Annotated in this window: 17 protein-coding genes; 5 read left to right on the forward strand and 12 right to left on the reverse strand. The window is 68.0% G+C overall.

The window, feature by feature from the left end; all coding sequences use genetic code 11:
- Positions 1–41: 41 nt before the first annotated feature.
- The 3 genes from ACWGCN_RS13410 to ACWGCN_RS13420 all read right to left on the reverse strand — a co-directional run bounded on the left by ACWGCN_RS13410 (position 42) and on the right by ACWGCN_RS13420 (position 2,045).
- A complete protein-coding gene (locus ACWGCN_RS13410; protein ID WP_452460255.1) occupies positions 42–848 on the reverse strand; it encodes an ABC transporter permease in 807 nt (268 codons plus the stop codon).
- Positions 849–893: 45 nt separating this feature from the next.
- Positions 894–1,316 carry a VOC family protein gene (locus ACWGCN_RS13415; RefSeq protein WP_378996116.1) on the reverse strand — a complete coding sequence of 141 codons (423 nt, stop codon included), beginning with the start codon at positions 1,314–1,316 and terminating at the stop codon, positions 894–896.
- A gap of 81 nt (positions 1,317–1,397) precedes the next feature.
- Positions 1,398–2,045 carry a TetR/AcrR family transcriptional regulator gene (locus tag ACWGCN_RS13420; protein WP_378996113.1) on the reverse strand — a complete coding sequence of 216 codons (648 nt, stop codon included), beginning with the start codon at positions 2,043–2,045 and terminating at the stop codon, positions 1,398–1,400.
- A gap of 89 nt (positions 2,046–2,134) precedes the next feature.
- On the opposite strand from ACWGCN_RS13420, the gene ACWGCN_RS13425 reads away from it, so the two are divergent.
- On the forward strand, positions 2,135–3,271 hold the full coding sequence (locus ACWGCN_RS13425) for an epoxide hydrolase family protein (protein ID WP_452460254.1): 1,137 nt from the start codon (positions 2,135–2,137) through the stop codon (positions 3,269–3,271).
- Positions 3,272–3,374: 103 nt separating this feature from the next.
- Here the strand turns inward: ACWGCN_RS13425 and ACWGCN_RS13430 are convergent, their stop codons facing one another.
- Positions 3,375–4,505 (reverse strand): GTP-binding protein, encoded by a 1,131-nt coding sequence (locus ACWGCN_RS13430; protein WP_452460257.1) that lies wholly within the window; start codon positions 4,503–4,505, stop codon positions 3,375–3,377.
- An 89-nt stretch (positions 4,506–4,594) separates the two neighbouring features.
- Between ACWGCN_RS13430 and thiD the strand changes: the two genes are divergently transcribed.
- The gene (gene thiD / locus ACWGCN_RS13435; protein WP_449967790.1) at positions 4,595–5,443 is read left to right on the forward strand and encodes a bifunctional hydroxymethylpyrimidine kinase/phosphomethylpyrimidine kinase; all 849 of its coding nucleotides are present in this window, start codon (positions 4,595–4,597) and stop codon (positions 5,441–5,443) included.
- Between the two features lie 146 nt (positions 5,444–5,589).
- Here the strand turns inward: thiD and ACWGCN_RS13440 are convergent, their stop codons facing one another.
- On the reverse strand, positions 5,590–6,315 hold the full coding sequence (locus ACWGCN_RS13440; RefSeq protein WP_378633734.1) for a TetR/AcrR family transcriptional regulator: 726 nt from the start codon (positions 6,313–6,315) through the stop codon (positions 5,590–5,592).
- Between the two features lie 150 nt (positions 6,316–6,465).
- Between ACWGCN_RS13440 and ACWGCN_RS13445 the strand changes: the two genes are divergently transcribed.
- The 3 genes from ACWGCN_RS13445 to ACWGCN_RS13455 all read left to right on the forward strand — a co-directional run bounded on the left by ACWGCN_RS13445 (position 6,466) and on the right by ACWGCN_RS13455 (position 10,517).
- Positions 6,466–7,092, forward strand: coding sequence for a class I SAM-dependent methyltransferase (locus ACWGCN_RS13445; RefSeq protein WP_452460253.1), 627 nt, complete (start codon positions 6,466–6,468; stop codon positions 7,090–7,092).
- A 69-nt stretch (positions 7,093–7,161) separates the two neighbouring features.
- Positions 7,162–8,460 carry a glycosyltransferase gene (locus tag ACWGCN_RS13450; RefSeq protein WP_452460252.1) on the forward strand — a complete coding sequence of 433 codons (1,299 nt, stop codon included), beginning with the start codon at positions 7,162–7,164 and terminating at the stop codon, positions 8,458–8,460.
- The gene (locus ACWGCN_RS13455) at positions 8,457–10,517 is read left to right on the forward strand and encodes a glycosyltransferase family 39 protein (protein ID WP_452460251.1); all 2,061 of its coding nucleotides are present in this window, start codon (positions 8,457–8,459) and stop codon (positions 10,515–10,517) included. The genes ACWGCN_RS13450 and ACWGCN_RS13455 overlap by 4 nt, the downstream gene beginning before the upstream one ends.
- 246 nt (positions 10,518–10,763) lie before the next feature.
- On the opposite strand, the gene ACWGCN_RS13460 is transcribed toward ACWGCN_RS13455, so the two are convergent.
- The 7 genes from ACWGCN_RS13460 to ACWGCN_RS13490 all read right to left on the reverse strand — a co-directional run bounded on the left by ACWGCN_RS13460 (position 10,764) and on the right by ACWGCN_RS13490 (position 16,919).
- Positions 10,764–11,531, reverse strand: coding sequence for an SDR family oxidoreductase (locus ACWGCN_RS13460; RefSeq protein ID WP_452460258.1), 768 nt, complete (start codon positions 11,529–11,531; stop codon positions 10,764–10,766).
- 74 nt (positions 11,532–11,605) lie between these two features.
- Positions 11,606–12,037: a PIN domain nuclease gene (locus tag ACWGCN_RS13465; RefSeq protein ID WP_387445514.1), complete on the reverse strand. Its 432-nt coding sequence runs from the start codon at positions 12,035–12,037 to the stop codon at positions 11,606–11,608.
- Positions 12,028–12,234: a DUF2191 domain-containing protein gene (locus tag ACWGCN_RS13470; protein WP_358104280.1), complete on the reverse strand. Its 207-nt coding sequence runs from the start codon at positions 12,232–12,234 to the stop codon at positions 12,028–12,030. Before ACWGCN_RS13470 ends, ACWGCN_RS13465 begins: the two co-directional genes overlap by 10 nt.
- Positions 12,235–12,304: 70 nt before the next feature.
- Complete coding sequence (locus tag ACWGCN_RS13475; RefSeq protein WP_378996095.1) at positions 12,305–12,919, reverse strand: TetR/AcrR family transcriptional regulator; 615 nt, start codon at positions 12,917–12,919, stop codon at positions 12,305–12,307.
- A gap of 4 nt (positions 12,920–12,923) precedes the next feature.
- Positions 12,924–13,706, reverse strand: coding sequence for an enoyl-CoA hydratase family protein (locus ACWGCN_RS13480; RefSeq protein WP_378996093.1), 783 nt, complete (start codon positions 13,704–13,706; stop codon positions 12,924–12,926).
- A 61-nt stretch (positions 13,707–13,767) separates the two neighbouring features.
- Positions 13,768–14,928 carry an acyl-CoA dehydrogenase family protein gene (locus ACWGCN_RS13485; protein ID WP_378633713.1) on the reverse strand — a complete coding sequence of 387 codons (1,161 nt, stop codon included), beginning with the start codon at positions 14,926–14,928 and terminating at the stop codon, positions 13,768–13,770.
- On the reverse strand, positions 14,925–16,919 hold the full coding sequence (locus ACWGCN_RS13490; RefSeq protein WP_452460259.1) for an acetyl/propionyl/methylcrotonyl-CoA carboxylase subunit alpha: 1,995 nt from the start codon (positions 16,917–16,919) through the stop codon (positions 14,925–14,927). The genes ACWGCN_RS13485 and ACWGCN_RS13490 overlap by 4 nt, the downstream gene beginning before the upstream one ends.
- Position 16,920: the final 1 nt, after the last annotated feature.

Raw genomic sequence — 16,920 nt, forward strand, 5'->3', positions numbered from 1 at the left:
CGGGACGGGGTGGGTCCTCGAGCCGGCGGAAGAAGCGGACATCAGCGGTGCACCGCCGGGCGCCAGCGCAGTGCGCGGCGTTCGAGCAGCCGCACGATCGAGTCGGTGAGCAGGCCGAGCAGGCTGTAGACCACCAGGCCGAACACCACGATGTCGGTTCGCAGGAATTCGCGGGCATTGTTGACGACGAAGCCGAGTCCGGCACTGGCATTGATCTGTTCGGCCACGATGAGCGAGAGCCAGGCGATGCCGAGACTCTGCCGGGCGCCGACCAGGATCTGCGGCAGGGCGCCGGGGAGCACGAGCAGGCGCAGTCGTTCGGTGAGTCCGAGGTGCAGGGCGCTGCCGAGTTCGAGCAGTTTCGGATCGAGCTGGCGGATGCCCGAGAAGGTATTGAGGTACAGCGGGAAGAACACACCGAGGGCGATCAGGTAGACCTTGGGCTCCTCGCCGATGCCGAACCAGATGATGAACAGCGGGATCAGGCCGAACAGCGGGATGGTGCGGATCATCTGCAGCGGCGGGTCGACCGCGTACTCACCGATCTTGCTCAGGCCGGCGAGCACGCCGAGTACCAGCGCGAGAACCGCGCCGAGGGCGAAGCCGTACAGCGCGCGCTGGCCGGAGACCAGCAGGGCCTCGGTGAGCTGGCCGGATCGGTAGGTTTCCAGACCCGCGTCCAGCACCGCGGACGGCGCGGGCAGTTTCTTGGCCGGGATCGAGCCGCTGGCGCTGGCGAGCTGCCAGATGACCAACACCGCGAGCGGCGAGAGCGCGCGCAGGAACCCGGGGCGACGGTACAGCGGGATCCGTCGCTCGCCGGTTTCGGTGGGCCTCTCCAACAGCATGCGAGCATGGTGCCCGCCCGAAGCGGTATACCGACAGGGTTCGAATCAGCTCGAGGATTTGTCGGCTCGGCTGGAGATCTGCTGCACCGCCCAGCTATTCCCGTCGGGATCGCTGAAGAAGACGAAACCGACATTGTCGAGCGGGTGCGGGACGGGCCGTGGATTCTTGCCGAGCTCGCGCACCTCGCTGACCTCGACTCCCCGCGCCACCAGCTCCGCGTGCGCCTGCTCGATATCGGGAACCACGAGTTGCAGGCCCTTCAGCGAGCCCGGCGGCATCTGCGGCACCGCCCCTTTGCCGATGACGATCGAGCAGCCCGAGCCAGGCGGGGTGAGTTGCACGATGCGCACGTCGTCGGAGATCACCGTGTCGTGGTCGACGGCGAACCCGAGCTGACGCGCGTAGAAATCTTTGGCCCGATCGATATCGGAAACCGGGACGATCACAACTTCCAGGGTCCAGTTCACTACGCGCCTCCGCGTTGCAGTCCGGGTGATGCGCCAAGTCTGCCAGGTGCGCGCTCGGGAGCAGGGCCGTATCGGCGGCGGTCAGGGCTTGCGTTCCCATCGCCAGGCGAACTCGCCGGTCGCAGGGGGTGGGCCCGGTAACTCGCCCTCGGCGGTGAGCCCGTCCACCATCAGCGCGAGGACACGTTGGCGCAGTTCGGCGGTGCGCGCCGGGTCGGGCATGGTGATGGCCGAGCATGCCTCGAGGATCAAGCCGAGGTCGAGGGCGTCGACATCGGGCCGAAGGCGACCGCTGGCGTGGGCGCGGCGGACCAGCTCCTCGCCGGCCTCACCCGAGTGCACGACGTCGGGCAGCATCGACTCGTCGGGCGTGAAGGTGCCCGCCAGACGCACGGTGAGCGAGTGCACGTCGGCCTCGACGACCCGTTCCAAGAATCCGACGAACCCGCGCCAGCCATCCGAATCCGCCAGCGCCGCATCGGCTTCCGCGTTGAATCGCCGTAGCCCTTCGTGACAGAGGGTGCGCAGCAGCACCTCCTTGCTCGGATACCGCCGGTAGAGCGCGCTGATCCCGACGCCCGCCCGTTCGGCCACGGCGGCGATCGGTGCGTTCGGATCGTCGAGGAACACCGCGCGGGCGGCGTCGAGGATCAGTCCGTCGTTGCGCGCGGCCTGCGCCTTGCGACCGGGCAAGCGGGGCTGATCTGCGGTTTCGGTCTGGTTCGCCATGAATATCAGCCTACCACTTGAAACGGAATGCTCCGTTCTGCTACGGTTGGAACAGAACGAAACATTCCGTTTCAATTTGAGGAGTCGACATGGCCACCATCACCCCGTTCCGAATCGACGTTCCGCAGGCCCGCCTCGACGACCTCGCCAACCGGCTGCGCGGCGCCCTGTACCCCGACGAACTGCCCGGCGTCGGCGACGCCTACGGCGTCCCGGCCGGTCGCGTCCGCACTCTCGCCGAGTACTGGCTCGAGGAGTTCGATTGGCGCGCGCTGGAATCCGAGCTCAACGCCTACCCGCAGTTCACCACCGAGATCGAGGGCGAGGACATCCACTTCCTGCACATCCGCTCCTCGCGCGCCGATGCGACGCCGGTGATCCTCACCCATGGCTGGCCCGGTTCGATCCTCGAATACCTCGACGTGATCGCGCCCCTCACCGAGCCGGAATCGGCCGACGCGCCCGCCTTCCACCTTGTCATCCCCTCGCTGCCCGGCTTCGGCTTCTCCGGCCCCACCCGCAGCACCGGCTGGAACCGCTACCGCACCGCCCGCGCCTGGGCCGAGCTGATGACGCGCCTGGGCTACCAGCGCTACGGCGCCATCGGCAACGACGGCGGCTCGATGGTCTCCCCGGAGATCGGCCGGATCGCGCCCGACACGGTGATCGGCGTGCACGTCACCCAGCTGTTCTCGTTCCCGTCCGGCGACCCGGCCGAGTTCGAGGGCCTGTCCGAGGCGGATATGGCCGCGCTGCAGCATCTCCAGTGGTTCCACGAGAACAAGATGGCCTTCAATACGCTGCACAGCCAGCAGCCGCAGACGCTGGCCTACGCGCTCGCCGATTCCCCGGTGGGCCTGCTCGGCTGGAACGCGCAGCTGTTCGGCGAGTCGCTCGACGCGCAGTTCGTGATCGCGAATGTGGCGCTGTACTGGCTCACCGGGACAGCGGGTTCGTCGCTGCGCTTCTACTACGAGGACGCGCACGCCACCGAGCAGCCGACCGAGCCGACCACGGTCCCGACCGGGCTGGCCATGTTCGCCGGCGATTTCCAGTCGATCCGCCGGTTCGCCGAGCGCGACCACAGCAAGATCGTCAGCTGGAATTCCTACGACACCAGCGCGGGTACGGGCGGCGCGAACGACGCGGCCGGGCACTATGCCGCACACGAGGCGCCCGCGGTGCTGGTCGGCGACATTCGCGAGTTCTTCGCCGGGCTGGCCTGATTCGTCCAGGTGCCGCGGCCCACGCTCCCCTCATCGGTGCGTGGGTCGCGACCCATTCGAATCATGCACCAGCGCAGTGTGATACGCGCAGCAAAGATGCCAATCAGTGATGCTCGTGCAGGTCGGCCCAGGCCGGAAACGGATCGGCGTAGCCGGTCCACGCACTCGGGCCCGCCGCGAACTCCGCGTCGGTGAGCAGCGCGGCGTCGAGTTCGCGCCGCACGGCGGGGGCGTCGAGGCGCACTCCGATGAACACGAGCTCCTGTCCGGCAGGCACTTCCAGTTCCGACCACCACGCGCCGGGTTCGAAGGTCAGATTCGGGCCCGCCTGCGACCAGATCGCCGCCAGCTCGGGACGGCTCGCGATCCAGCAGAATCCCTTGCTGCGCAACATCCCCCGCAATCGCTCCAGCACGGCGGCGAGGCGTTGCGGATGGAAGGGCCGGTCGGCGAGAAAGGTGCTGCTGCTGATTCCGTATTCCTCGGTCTCGGGAGCGTGTCCCCCCGCCAATTCCTCTGCCCAGCCTTCGGATTCGGCCGCGACCACCGGGTTGTAGCGTCCCGTGGCAAGCACTTCGCGCAGATCCACGACGCCCTTTTCGGTTCGCAGCACGTGCGCTCGCGGGTTGAGCCTTCGTACGGTCGCCTCCACCGTGGCCGCGGCGTTCGCGCTGACCAGGTCGGTCTTGTTGATCAACAGCACGTCGGCGAACTCCACCTGATCGACCAGCAGATCGGCGATCGAGCGGGCATCACCCTCGCCGGCTTCGAGGTCGCGTTCCGTGAGCGCCTGTCCGCGGACGAGTTCGGCCAGGAAGGTCGAGGCGTCGACGACGGTGACCATGGTGTCGAGGCGGGCGATGTCGCCGAGGCGGAACCCGTCGTCGAACTCCCAGTCGAAGGTGGCGGCCACCGGCATGGGTTCGGAGATGCCGGTGGACTCGATCACCAGCTGGTCGAAGCGGCCCTCGCGTGCCAGACGCGCGACGGCTTCGATCAGGTCCTCGCGCAGGGTGCAGCAGATGCAGCCGTTGGTGAGTTCGACCAGCTTCTCCTGGGTGCGGTCGAGGTGCCCCTGGCCTGCGATCAGCGCGGCGTCGATATTGACCTCGCTCATGTCGTTGACGATCACCGCGACCCGGCGGCCGTCGCGGTTGGCGAGGATGTGATCGAGCAGCGTGGTCTTGCCTGCGCCGAGGAAGCCGGACAGGACGGTGACGGGCAGAGGTGTCAGGGTGTTGGTCACGAGTTAATGATAATGGTTTTCATTCGCAGTGCCCAGGTGGGGTCTCGCGACGGCGAGTGCGGTCGTAGGGTTGGGGCGTGAAGATGTTGCCGCTGACCCCCGATGGCCAGACCCCCGTTCGCGCGCTCACCATCGCGGGCACCGACTCCGGTGGCGGCGCGGGCATCCAGGCCGATTCGCGCACCATGGCGCTGTGCGGCGTGCACGCGTGCGTGGCGGTGGCCGCCGTGACCGTGCAGAACACGGTGGGCGTCAGCGGGTTTCACGAGATTCCGCCGCAGGTCGTGGCCGATCAGGTACGGGCGGTCGTGCGCGATATCGGCATCGGCGCGGCCAAGACCGGCATGCTCGCCTCCACCGCGATCATCGAGGCCGTCGCCGGGGTGTGCCGCGAGCTCGGAATCGGGCGCGAGGGCACCATTCCCCTGGTGGTCGATCCCGTCGCGGCTTCCATGCACGGGGATCCACTGCTGCACGCGGAGGCCCTGGAGGCAGTGCGCACTACGCTGATTCCGCTGGCGACCGTCGTTACCCCCAACCTCGACGAGGTGCGTCTGATCACCGGCATCGAGGTGGTCGACGACGCCACCGCGCGCAAGGCCGCCGAGGCATTGCACGCACTGGGCGCGCAGTGGGCGATCGTGAAGGGCGGGCACCTGCGCGCCTCGGAATTCAGCACCGACCTGCTCTACGACGGCGACACCTTCCGCGAGTTCAGCGCACCGCGCATCGCCACCGGCAACGATCACGGCGGCGGCGACACCCTGGCCGCGGCGATCGCCAGCGCGCTCGCCAACGGCTACCCGGTTCCCGACGCGGTGGAGTTCGCCAAGGAGTGGACCTACCGATGCCTCGCCGCCTCCTACGATCTCGGCGCAGGCCACGGCCCCGTATCACCGCTCTGGAGACTTCACGTCGACGCATGATCGGCGCGGCCGCGCACGGCCGAGGTATGCCTAGCGTGGCGTCCCGAACATGTCGGTACCCAGGTTCATACTGAACCCATCGCACCCCCGTCGACCCCAACGACGTGATCGACGAGAACAACGGAGTTCGTGTCGGGCGCGAGAACTCAGTCGAGACCGAAAGCCGAGCGCAGCGGTTCCGACGGGTCGATCTTGACCCCGTTGAAGCGAGCGTGCGCCTGCGCCAGCGCCGAGATGCTCTCGGCCAGATAGTCGACGAAGCGCTCGACCGGCATCGCCGATACTTCGCGCTGGTTCGCGCCGAGCCACCAGTCCGTGGCCGAGGCGACCGCGCCGAAAATCGAATAGTTCACCAATTCGATCCCGGTCACGTCGATCGATTCGGTCGGCAGCAGGCCCGCGAAGAATTCCGCCGCCCGCCGCGCCGATTGGCGGGCCGCGACCAGCGCGCGTTCGGTTTCCTTGGCCTGCTGGCTGAAATGGCTGTGCAGCATGAACCGGAAGACGTTCGGATGCGCCGACACGACCGCCACGTACTCGGTGGCCGCGGTATGGACGAGTTCGCTGATCGAATCGTCGGTGAGATTCACGCTGGTGAGCACGCGCTCCCAGAGCATGTCGCGTACCCGGTCGACGATCGCGTTGTAGAGGTCGGTCTTGTCCTCGAAATGGCGATACAGCTTCGGCTTGGCCGCACCGGCTTCCTTGGCGATATCGCCCATGCTCACATCGGGCCCGACCTGATCGAGCGCCCGGAACGCGGCGTCGACGAATTCGATCCGCACCTGCACGCGATGCTCACGCCAGCGTTCGGTCCGCGCGTCGACACGACGCCGCGGCGCCTCGTCCGTCTTGGGGTAACCGCGCGTCACGGTAGTAATACTAGGGCGGGCCGTACCGCGGGTTACGCACCCCACCGAGAGCGGGAACACATTTGCTGAAACAGCAAGATTTCTGGCGCCCGTCGGAGCCGCCGATGCACTATCGGGTGATCCTTTCACCCTGACTGACCAGGAGCATCGATGACCGAGACCGTGGCGAACGCCGAAGAGTTCTGGGAAGACTTCTACCGCGAACGTGCGCAGATCTGGACCGGTAACCCGAACCCCCTCCTGGTGCGCGAGGTCTCCGAGCTGACCCCAGGGACCGCCCTCGACCTGGGCTGCGGCGAGGGTGCCGACGCGATCTGGCTGGCGGAGGGCGGCTGGCAGGTCACCGCCGCCGACATCTCCGCGACCGCGATGGAGCGTGGCGCGCGCCGGGCCGCCGAGGTAGGCGTGACGATCGTGTGGGAGCGCCACGACCTCCAGGCGAGCTTCCCGGCGGGCACCTTCGACCTGGTGTCGGCGCAGTTCCTGCACTCCCCGGTGGAACTGCCGGACGAGCGGGCCGGGATTCTGCGCAGCGCGGCGGCCGCCGTCGCGCCGGGTGGCGTACTGGTGGTCGGCGCGCACGCGGCCGCGCCGAGCTGGGCCTCCAGCCAGATGCACACTCATGTGTTCCCGACCATCGAGCAGGTGCTCGAGCAGCTCGAGCTCGGGCCCGAGTGGCAGGTCGAGACCGCAGAGCTGGTCCACACCCCCTCGACCAGCCCCGACGGTGTGGTCGGCGAGCGCGCCGACAGCGTGCTGCGCCTGCGTCGCGGCTGACCACGATCCCCAGCAACCTCCCAGCTCGGTCCCAGCTCGGTGGCAGCGCGGCCATCGAGTCTGGGTGTCATGACTCAGACCGAGGCCGAGCAGAAGGCCATGCAGAGCAGCCGCGCGCCGGTGCTCGACGTAGTGATACCCGTGTACAACGAAGAGGTCGATCTCGGCCTGTGCGTGCGGAGGTTGCATGCCTATCTGCGCGCCGGATTCCCGTTCACGGCCCGCATCACCATCGCCGACAATGCCAGCACCGACGCCACCCTCGCGGTGGCGGAGTTGCTGGCCGCCGAACTCGACGGCGTCGAGGTGCTGCACCTGGACGCCAAAGGGCGTGGGCGGGCCCTGCGGGCCGCGTGGGAAGTCTCGGACGCGGCGGTGGTCGCGTACATGGATGTCGACCTGTCGACCGACCTGGACGCGCTGCTGCCGCTGATCGCGCCGCTGGTGTCCGGGCATTCCGATCTCGCGATCGGCACCAGGCTCGACGCGTCGGCTCGCGTGGTGCGCGGACCCAAGCGTGAGATCATCTCCCGCTGCTACAACCTGCTGCTGAAAACCACTCTGCGGGCAGGCTTTTCGGATGCGCAGTGCGGATTCAAAGCCGTGCGCACCGAGGTCGCGCGCGAACTGCTGCCGCTGGTTCGGGATGGCGAGTGGTTCTTCGATACCGAGCTGCTGGTGCTGGCCGAGCGGGCGGGTCTGCGGATTCACGAGGTGCCCGTCGACTGGATCGACGATCCCGACAGCCGGGTCGACATCATCGATACCGCACGCAAGGACCTGCGCGGAATCTGGCGGTTGACCAGGGCGCTGACCACCGGCGCCCTCCCGCTGGACGAGCTGCGGGCCGCTGTCGGGCGGGAACCGCTGGTCGCCGGAGTACCCCTCGGCATGGTCGGGCAGCTGGTGCGGTTCGCGATCGTCGGGGTGAGCTCGACCCTCGCCTACATCGTCCTGTATCTGCTGCTGCAGCCGCTGCTCGGCAGTCAGGGCGCCAATCTGATATCGCTGCTGGTCACCGCGGTGGGCAATACGGCCGCCAACCGGGCATTCACCTTCGGCGTGCGCGGACGCGGCAACGCGATGTCGCACCAGTTCCAGGGTTTGGCCATCTTCGCGTTCGGGCTGGCGGTCACCAGCGGGTCCCTGTTCGCCCTGCACCGCTGGGCACCCGACGCACCCGTGGCGGTGGAACTCACCGTCCTGATCACCGCCAATCTCGTGGCGACACTCGCTCGTTTCGTCGGCCTGCGCTGGGTGTTCCGGCACGCGGGCGCCGACCGGAGCACGAGCGTCTCGCCGGTGTTCGCAGCCACCGAGAGCGCGGAGTCGGCAGCGCGCACGCACGCGGTGGAGGTCCGTCGATGACCACGACCATCGCACCCACCCCACCCGCCGGCATCGCGAAGACCACGCCGACCCGAAAGCGTTGGGAGCGACCCGCATTGGCGGCGTTGCTGCTCGGCACACTGATCGCCTATCTCATCAATCTGAGCGCCAACGGCTGGGCCAACGACTTCTATGCCGCTGCGGTACAGGCAGGTTCGCAATCGTGGGAGGCGTTCTTCTTCGGCTCCTCCGACGCCGCGAACTCGATCACCGTCGACAAACCGCCCGCTTCGCTGTGGGTGATGGAACTGTCGGTCCGGCTGTTCGGGCTCAACAGCTGGAGCATGCTGGTGCCGCAGGTGCTGCTCGGCGTCGCGAGCGTCGCACTGTTGTGGGCGACGGTGCGCAGGTCGTTCGGACCTGCGGCGGGGTTGATCGCGGGCACGGTGCTCGCGGTGACTCCCGTCGCGGTGCTGATGTTCCGGTTCAACAATCCCGACGCGCTGCTCGTCTTGCTGATGATCGCGGCCGCGTGGGCGATGACACGAGCGGTCGCGGACGGACGGTGGCGATGGTTGCTGCTCACCGGCGCGTTCATCGGATTCGGGTTCCTGGCCAAGCAGTTGCAGGTGCTGCTGGTGGTGCCACCGTTGGCCCTGATGTATCTGATCGCCGGACCCCCGAAGCTGGGAAAGCGGGTCGCGCAATTGTTCGCCGCCGGAGCGGCGATGGTGGCAGGCGCGGGGTGGTGGATAGTGGCGGTGGAGCTGTGGCCGTCGGATTCGCGGCCGTGGATCGGTGGGTCACAGAACAATTCGATCATCGAGCTCACCCTCGGATACAACGGACTCGGCCGGTTGAACGGCAACGAGACCGGCAGTGTCGGCCCCGGCGGGGAACTGCCCGCCGGCGGCAACGGGATGTGGGGAAGCACCGGGATCACCCGGATGTTCGAACCCGCGCAGGGCGGTCAGATCGCGTGGCTGATTCCGGCGGCGTTGCTCGCGCTCGTGGTCGGGCTCGCCTTGCGCGGACGCGCGCCGCGCACCGATGCTCGGCGGGCCGCGCTGATCCTCTGGGGCGGTTGGCTTCTCGTCACCGGACTGGTGTTCAGCTTCATGGCGGGGATCTTCCACCAGTACTACACGGTGGCGCTCGCGCCCGCCGTGGCGGCGCTGGTCGGGACCGGCGCCGTGCAGATCTGGGGTTCGCGTGATCGGCTGTGGGCGCGGTGCGCGGGCGCGGTGGCCATTGCGCTCACCACGGCGACCGCGTGGATGTTGTTGTCACGCAGCGCTTCCTTCCAGCCGTGGTTGCGCTGGACGATCCTTGTCGTCGGTGTCGTCGCCACCGTCGCGTTCGTGTTCCCACTGGCTCGCAAGCAGTCGGTGATCGTGGCGCTCGCCGCGGCCTTCCTCGGCCTCGCCGGACCGATCGCCTACTCGATCGACACCCTCGCGTCCGCGCATTCCGGTGCGATCCCTTCCGCCGGACCGAGTTCCGGCGGGATGCACGGCATGGGGGGACCCGGTATGCGTCCCGGGGGCGACGGTGGCAGGCCGGGCGCCGACGGATCCGCCAGGGACGGTGCCGCACCTGGCGGGACAGCCCCGGACGGTGCGGCCACGGGTGCGCCGGACGGTGCCGCGCTGGGGCAGGACGGCGCGGCGACGCCGGACGGTGCCGCGCAGGGAACGAACGGCGGCGACCAGCGCATGGGTGGCGCCGGCGGATTGCTGGGCGGATCACGGCCGAGCGATCAGATCGTCAGCCTGCTCGAGTCGAACGGCACCGACTACACCTGGGTCGCGGCGGCCGTCGGTTCCAACAGCGCCGCCGGGTATCAGTTGGCCACCGAACTGCCGGTGATGCCGGTCGGCGGGTTCAACGGCAGCGACCCGTCGCCCACCCTCGAACAGTTCCAGCAGTACGTGGCCGACGGAAAGATCCACTACTTCGTCGCCGGTGGGCGCGGTGGTCCCGGCGGGAACAGCGCGTCGACCAGCTCGGCGATCACCGCATGGGTGACGGCGAACTACTCGGCGACGACGGTCGACGGGGTAACGCTCTACGACCTCACCCAACCGAAGTCGTAGCCGTCTCGACGACAGGCTGGGCCCGGCGGATCACCCCGATCCGCCGGGCCCAGCCTTCGTGTCGCCTCACCCCATCGCGCCGCCGGCACCCTGCGTTGCCGCCCAGATTTCATCCACCACGCAATCACAATTCGGCCCGACGTCGGAGAACGGGAGCAGCAGCCTTTGCACGAGCTCCCCGGGGAAGCAACATCGGACAGGCGAGCGTCGTTGATATGCCGAGCAGCACCGGAGCGCCGAGCAGCCTTACAGCGCAGCGGAGACCCACTCGGCGAAGGAGGGACCGGCCAGGGTGGCGTGCGGGGACGGCAGGAGGGTGCCGTTTTCGAATTGCTCGCGGTCGGGGTTGGCCGAGTCGGAGGTTTCGATGATCTGTAGCGCGTCCCCGCGGGTCTCGACCAGAACGGCGGCCGCACCGGCCATGGTCTCCGGCTGCGGGCCTGCGATCTCGGGGAACGGAATATCTTCGGCGGCAATCGGATTCGCGGCGAGATCGACCAGCGCCTCGGCGACTGTTCGCGCGGCGACCAGCTGGGTACGCATACCCGCAACGTAGGCGACGGAGCCTTGCGTGCCCCATCCGACCATCACCTCGACGAGTTCGTGGAACTGCGCCGCACGCAGGATCTGCACCGGCAGTGCACCTTTGAGCAGTTCCTGCTCATGGGCCAGCTTGGCGGCGTTGTACCCGGCGAGCGAACCGTCGATCCCGATGATGGACACCACCACCAGCCGCTCGACCCCGGCCCGCTCCCCCGCCGCATGCAGGTTCCGCGCGGAAGCGGTGAAGAACTCGGTCGCCACCTGCTGATCGGCCGACGGCGTACTCGACGCGTCGATAACGATGTCGACCCCGGTCAACGCCTCGTCGAGACCCGCACCGGTCTCGATGTCGACACCGTCGGCGCGCGAGAAGGCGACAACGTCGTACCCACGCTCGACCAGCACATCCACCACGTGCCGACCCAGCCGCCCGGTTGCCCCCGCCACCGCGATCTTCTTCTGCTCCACCATGATCCACTCCTTCATCGCTTCTTGCGGGTTCACAGAGACGACGACGTAGGCGACCGGAGTGTGACATCACCTGGTCACGATGTCTCGAGACTCCCCCGAGGCGCGACCCAGCGGTGATTGAGGTCCACCACCGATGCGACCGTTTCGAAATCGGAGTCGTAGTGGAACAGGACAAGGCGGTGTTCTATCGCCAACACCGAAGCGAGCAGGTCATGGATGCCGACCGCGCGGTGGCGGCCCGACCGCGCCAATTCGCGCTGGATAGCAAACGCGCTCTGCCAGTGTTCGTCGTTGGTCGGTAGATACTCGAACAGCGCGCGCCGATCCGATCGGAGCTGTTCGTATTCGACAGGATTGCGCGCGCTGTATAGGATCTCGGCGTCGATAACGGCACAGGTGGCGACCACTCCCGCGTCGATGAGCGGCACGAGGTGACCGGCAACCTCCGGACGAGGCATTCGGGCGAGTGCGCTGGTGTCGACCAGGTATCGCGCTGTCACCGCCATACGTCGTCGCGCCGATCCTTATCGGCCATCTCTGCCAGCCCCCCGTTGATGAGCCACTCGACATGACGGGCTCGGGCCGCGGTGACCGCTGCCGAGTGCAGGGCCGCGCGCACGGTATCGGAGACGCCGGTAGTCCCGAGCGCGTCCTGCGCGGACTCGAGTAGCTCGTCGTCGATCTCGATCAGGCGTTTGGTCATCGCACAGTCCCTCGATATATATTCCCCCATGCCCGAACTATATACCTCGAAACGACCAGGTCACAAGGGTTCAGTGGGACAGGTTCAGGGCGGTGTGCAGGGTGGCGGCCCACTGGTCGACGATCAGTTTGCGGCGAGCGGAGTCGTCGGTGAGGACGTCGGCGAGGCCGAGGCCGCGGGCCAGGTCGAGGGTGGCCTGGACGAGGTGGTGGGTGACCGGGTCGGAGTCGTCGACGCCGAGGGCCTCGATGGCGCGGCGGTGGGAGATACGGCCGAACCGGGCCTCGAGGGGCAGGATGCGTTCGCGCAGGGCCGGGTCGGCGGCGGCGTGGGTCCAGACCTGGAGCGCGGCTTTGAAGAACGGGGTGGTGTAGGACTCGACGAGCGCGGAGACGACGGCGCGCGTGCGGCCCGCACCCTGGGCGACCGCGTTCACCGTTTCGGCCTCGGCCTTGGCCTGGTCCATCCGGAACTCGAACATGAACTCGAGCGCGGCCGTGATCAGATCCTCGCGGGTGGGGAAATGGTGCTGGGCGGCACCGCGCGACACCCCGGCCCGCTCGGCGACCACCGACACGGTGGCGGCTGCCCAGCCGGTTTCGGCCAGGCAGTCGATGGTCGCCTCCAGCAGCCGCTGCCGGGTGGCCCGGCTGCGGTCCTGCTTGGGTTCGTGGGGTGTCGCCATCGGACTATTGTGCCCAGCTGGGCGGACGCTTCTGGAAGAAGGCCGTCATGCCCTCGATCACCTCGGGGGTGCCGAAGAAGCTCGCCGACCGCTTGGCCAGTGCTTCGGCCTCGGCGTCGAACGTAGCCAGCACCGCCGCGTTGACCAGTTTCTTGGACTCGGCCAGTCCCTGCGGCGACCCCTTGCGCAGCTCGCCACTCAGGCGTTTCACCTCGGCGGCGGCGTCCTGCGCGGCCACGGTGACCAGGCCGATCTCCTGCGCGGTCGCGGCATCGAATTTCTCGCCGGTCAGGAAGTAGCGGCTCGCGGCCCGCTGGTCCAGCCGCGGCACCAGCGTGAGCGAGATCATGAACGGCGCCATCCCGATGCGCACCTCGGTGAGCGCGAAACTACTGCCCGGCCCCGCGACGACCAGATCGCAGGCCCCGATGATGCCCATGCCACCGGCCCGGACATTGCCGTCGATCTGCGCGATCACCGGCTTGGGCGAGGCGAGGATGCCGCGCAGCACGTCGATCATCACGCGGGTGCGCTCATCGGCGGCCACCGCGGGATCGGCGTTGCTCGCCTCCTTGAGGTCAGCGCCCGCGCAGAAGGTGTCACCGGTGTGGGCCAGCACGATGCCGCGCACGGCGGGATCGGTGGCCGCCGCGTCGAATCCGGCGAGCAGCTCGCGAACCAGCCTGGACGAGAGCGCATTGCGGTTGTGCGGCGAGTCGAAGGTCAGCCTGGCGAACCCGTCGACGACCTTGTAGCGGACGAACGGTGCTTCCGTCGCGTCACTCATCGGGACTCCTGTTCATCCGGTAGGGGTGGTCGCCCCATCTCCGGGGCGACCACCGTTGTGCCTAGTACGAGCGCGGCAAACCCAACGAGTGCTGGGCGACGAAGTTCAGGATCATCTCGCGGCTGACCGGTGCGATGCGCGAGATGCGCGCGGCCTGCAGCATCGCCGCCAGCCCCACCTCACGTGTCAGGCCCGAACCGCCGTGGGTCTGAATCGACTGGTCCAACGCTTTGATGCTGGCTTCCGCGGCCGCGTACTTGGCCATGTTGGCCGCCTCGGCGGCGCCGAACTCGTCGCCGGTGTCGTAGAGCGTCGCGGCCTTCTGCATCATCAGCTTGGCCAGTTCCAGCTCGATCTTCACCTGGGCCAGCGGATGCGAAATACCCTGGTGCGCACCGATCGCCGTCTTCCAGACCGTGCGCTCCTTGGCATACTCCACCGCCCGGTCGATGGCGTAGCGACCGAGGCCGACCGCCATGGCCGCGCCCATGATGCGCTCGGGATTCAATCCGGCGAACAGCTGGGCGATGGCCGCGTCCTCGGAACCGACGAGGGCGTCGGCGGGCAGGCGCACGTCGTCGAAGAACAGCGTGAACTGGTTGTCCGGCTCGATCACGTCCATCTCCTGGACGTTCTTCACCAGGCCGGGCGCATCCACCGGCACGATGAACAGCGCGGGCTTGAGCTTGCCGGTCTTGTGGTCCTCGGTCCGCGAGACCACCAGGATGGCCTCGGCCTGATCGACACCGGAGATGAAGATCTTGCGGCCGTTGAGGATCCAGTCGCCGCCGTCACGGCGGGCGGTGGTGGTGATCTGGTGCGAGTTGGAGCCCGCGTCGGGTTCGGTGATCGCGAAGACCATCTTCGACGAGCCGTCGGCCAGCTTGGTCAGCCAGTTCTGCTTCTGCGCCTCGGTGCCGTACTTGGTGATGATGGTGCCGCAGATGGCAGGCGAGACGACCATCAGCAGCAGCCCGGCGCCCTGCGCCGCCAGCTCCTCCTGCACCAGCGCCAGCTCGTACATGCCCGCGCCACCGCCGCCGTACTCCTCGGGCAGGTTCACGCCGAGGAAGCCGAGCTTGCCCGCCTCGTCCCACAGCTCGGTGAGGGGCTCGTTCTTGCGCGAGAGCGGCAGCACGTAGTCGCGGTAGTTGTACTTGCTCGCCAGCGAGGCGACCGCCGCGCGCAGCGCCTTCTGCTCTTCGGTCTCGATGAAACTCATGCCTGCTCCTGCTCTTCTTCCTCGACGACGGCGAGGACGGTTCCGACCTCGACCTGCTGGCCGACGGTCACGTTGAGTGCACTGAGAATGCCGGTCGCCGGGGCCGCGATGGTGTGTTCCATCTTCATCGCCTCCAGCCACAGAATGGGCTGCCCCTGCGTGACGTGGTCGCCTTCGGCGGCGCCGAGGCGGATCACGCTGCCCGGCATCGGCGCGAGCAGCGAACCGGCGGCCACCTGCTCCGACGGATCGGTGAAGCGGGGCAGCCTGCGCACCGCCACCGGGCCGAGCGGGGAGTCGACCGCGACGTGATCGCCGTAGCGGGCGATCTCGAATTGCCTGCGCACCGAACCACGTTCATTCGGCACACCGAGAACTACCCGATCGGGCGCGACCGAGATCAGCTCGAGACCGTCGTGGCCCTCGACCGCCACACCCGTGCGGGTGAAGCGGTAGCGCACCTCGTGGGTGCCGGAGGTCCGGCTTTCGTAAGACTTGGTCTGCGGCAGCGAAGACAGGTTGCGCCAGCCACTCGGGGTGAGTCCGGCCAGGCGAGAGGTGCCGCGATTGGCAGCCGAATCGGCAAGTGCCGCAGCGACAATCGACAATGTCTCATCGACCTCCGATACCAGCGGCGCCGCGAGCACGGCCAGGTCGTGGGTGGCGAAGAAGGCGGTGTCGGTGTCACCGGCGAGGAACGCCGGGTGCCGCAGCACGCGCACGAGCAGGTCGCGGTTGGTGACCAGGCCGTGGATCTTGGCACGCTGGAGCGCGGTGGCGAGCAGATGTGCTGCCTCCGCGCGGGTTTCGGCGTAGGAGATCACCTTGGCGAGCATCGGATCGTAGTGGACGCCGACCACCGAGTCGTCGACGACACCGGTATCCAGGCGCACGCCCGGCTGGTCGAGGACAGTGAATTCACCGGCGGTGAAAGGGATTTCGATCTTGTGCACCGGACCGCTCTGCGGCTGCCAGTCGTGCGCGGGGTCTTCGGCGTAGAGGCGAACCTCGATCGAGTGACCACGCTGGGCGGGCTGGGTCGCGGGCAGCGGCAGGCCGGACGCCACCTGCAACTGCAGGCGGACCAGGTCGAGCCCGGTGGTCTGCTCGGTGACCGGATGTTCCACCTGGAGACGGGTGTTCATCTCCAGGAAGAAGAAGTCACCCTTCTCGTCGGCCAGGAACTCGACGGTGCCCGCGCCTTCGTACCCGATCGCCTCGGCGGCCAGACGCGCCGCCTCGAACAGGCGATCACGCATGCCGTCGATCTTCTCGACGAGCGGCGACGGCGCTTCCTCGACGACCTTCTGATGACGACGCTGGATCGAGCACTCACGCTCGCCGACGGCCCAGGTCTTGCCGAAAGTGTCCGACATGACCTGAACTTCGATATGACGGCCGGTCTCGAGGTAGCGCTCGCAGAACACCGTCGGATCACCGAAGGCCGACTCGGCCTCGCGCCGAGCGCCCGCGATCTGATCCTGCAGTTCGCCCAGCTCGCGCACCACGCGCATACCGCGTCCGCCACCACCGGCGGACGCCTTGATCAGCACGGGCAGGTGCGCGTCGGTGACCTCGGCCGGATCGAGCTCGGCGAGGACGGGAACACCGGCGGCGTCCATCATCTTCTTGGACTCGACTTTGGAGCCCATCTGCTCGATCGCCGCGACCGGCGGGCCGATCCACACCAGACCCGCGTCGAGCACGGACCGCGCGAATTCGGCGTTCTCGGAGAGGAATCCGTAGCCGGGATGGATCGCGTCGGCACCGGCCGACAAAGCAGCCTCGATGATCAGCTCACCGCGCAGATAGGTCTCGGCCGGGGTGTTTCCGGGCAGCCGGATCGCCGCGTCGGCCTCGGACACGTGCGGCGACGCGGCATCAGCATCGGAGTAGACCGCGGTGGTGCCGATGCCCATCCGACGGCAGGTGGCGAAGACGCGGCGAGCGATCTCACCACGATTGGCAACGAGGACATTCGTAATGGCCACA

It is taken from the genome of Nocardia sp. NPDC055050 (genome assembly GCF_053608345.1).

What these genes read in the sequence shown, in the direction of transcription:
- ACWGCN_RS13460 (WP_452460258.1), bottom strand. Translation starts at nt 11,531, where the DNA reads ATGGTGGAGCAGAAGAAGATCGCGGTGGCGGGGGCAACCGGGCGGCTG.
- ACWGCN_RS13480 (WP_378996093.1), bottom strand. Translation starts at nt 13,706, where the DNA reads ATGAGTGACGCGACGGAAGCACCGTTCGTCCGCTACAAGGTCGTCGAC.
- ACWGCN_RS13455 (WP_452460251.1), top strand. Translation starts at nt 8,457, where the DNA reads ATGACCACGACCATCGCACCCACCCCACCCGCCGGCATCGCGAAGACC.
- ACWGCN_RS13465 (WP_387445514.1), bottom strand. Translation starts at nt 12,037, where the DNA reads ATGGCGGTGACAGCGCGATACCTGGTCGACACCAGCGCACTCGCCCGA.
- ACWGCN_RS13425 (WP_452460254.1), top strand. Translation starts at nt 2,135, where the DNA reads ATGGCCACCATCACCCCGTTCCGAATCGACGTTCCGCAGGCCCGCCTC.
- ACWGCN_RS13470 (WP_358104280.1), bottom strand. Translation starts at nt 12,234, where the DNA reads ATGACCAAACGCCTGATCGAGATCGACGACGAGCTACTCGAGTCCGCG.
- ACWGCN_RS13410 (WP_452460255.1), bottom strand. Translation starts at nt 848, where the DNA reads ATGCTGTTGGAGAGGCCCACCGAAACCGGCGAGCGACGGATCCCGCTG.
- ACWGCN_RS13485 (WP_378633713.1), bottom strand. Translation starts at nt 14,928, where the DNA reads ATGAGTTTCATCGAGACCGAAGAGCAGAAGGCGCTGCGCGCGGCGGTC.
- ACWGCN_RS13445 (WP_452460253.1), top strand. Translation starts at nt 6,466, where the DNA reads ATGACCGAGACCGTGGCGAACGCCGAAGAGTTCTGGGAAGACTTCTAC.
- ACWGCN_RS13475 (WP_378996095.1), bottom strand. Translation starts at nt 12,919, where the DNA reads ATGGCGACACCCCACGAACCCAAGCAGGACCGCAGCCGGGCCACCCGG.
- ACWGCN_RS13420 (WP_378996113.1), bottom strand. Translation starts at nt 2,045, where the DNA reads ATGGCGAACCAGACCGAAACCGCAGATCAGCCCCGCTTGCCCGGTCGC.
- ACWGCN_RS13450 (WP_452460252.1), top strand. Translation starts at nt 7,162, where the DNA reads ATGACTCAGACCGAGGCCGAGCAGAAGGCCATGCAGAGCAGCCGCGCG.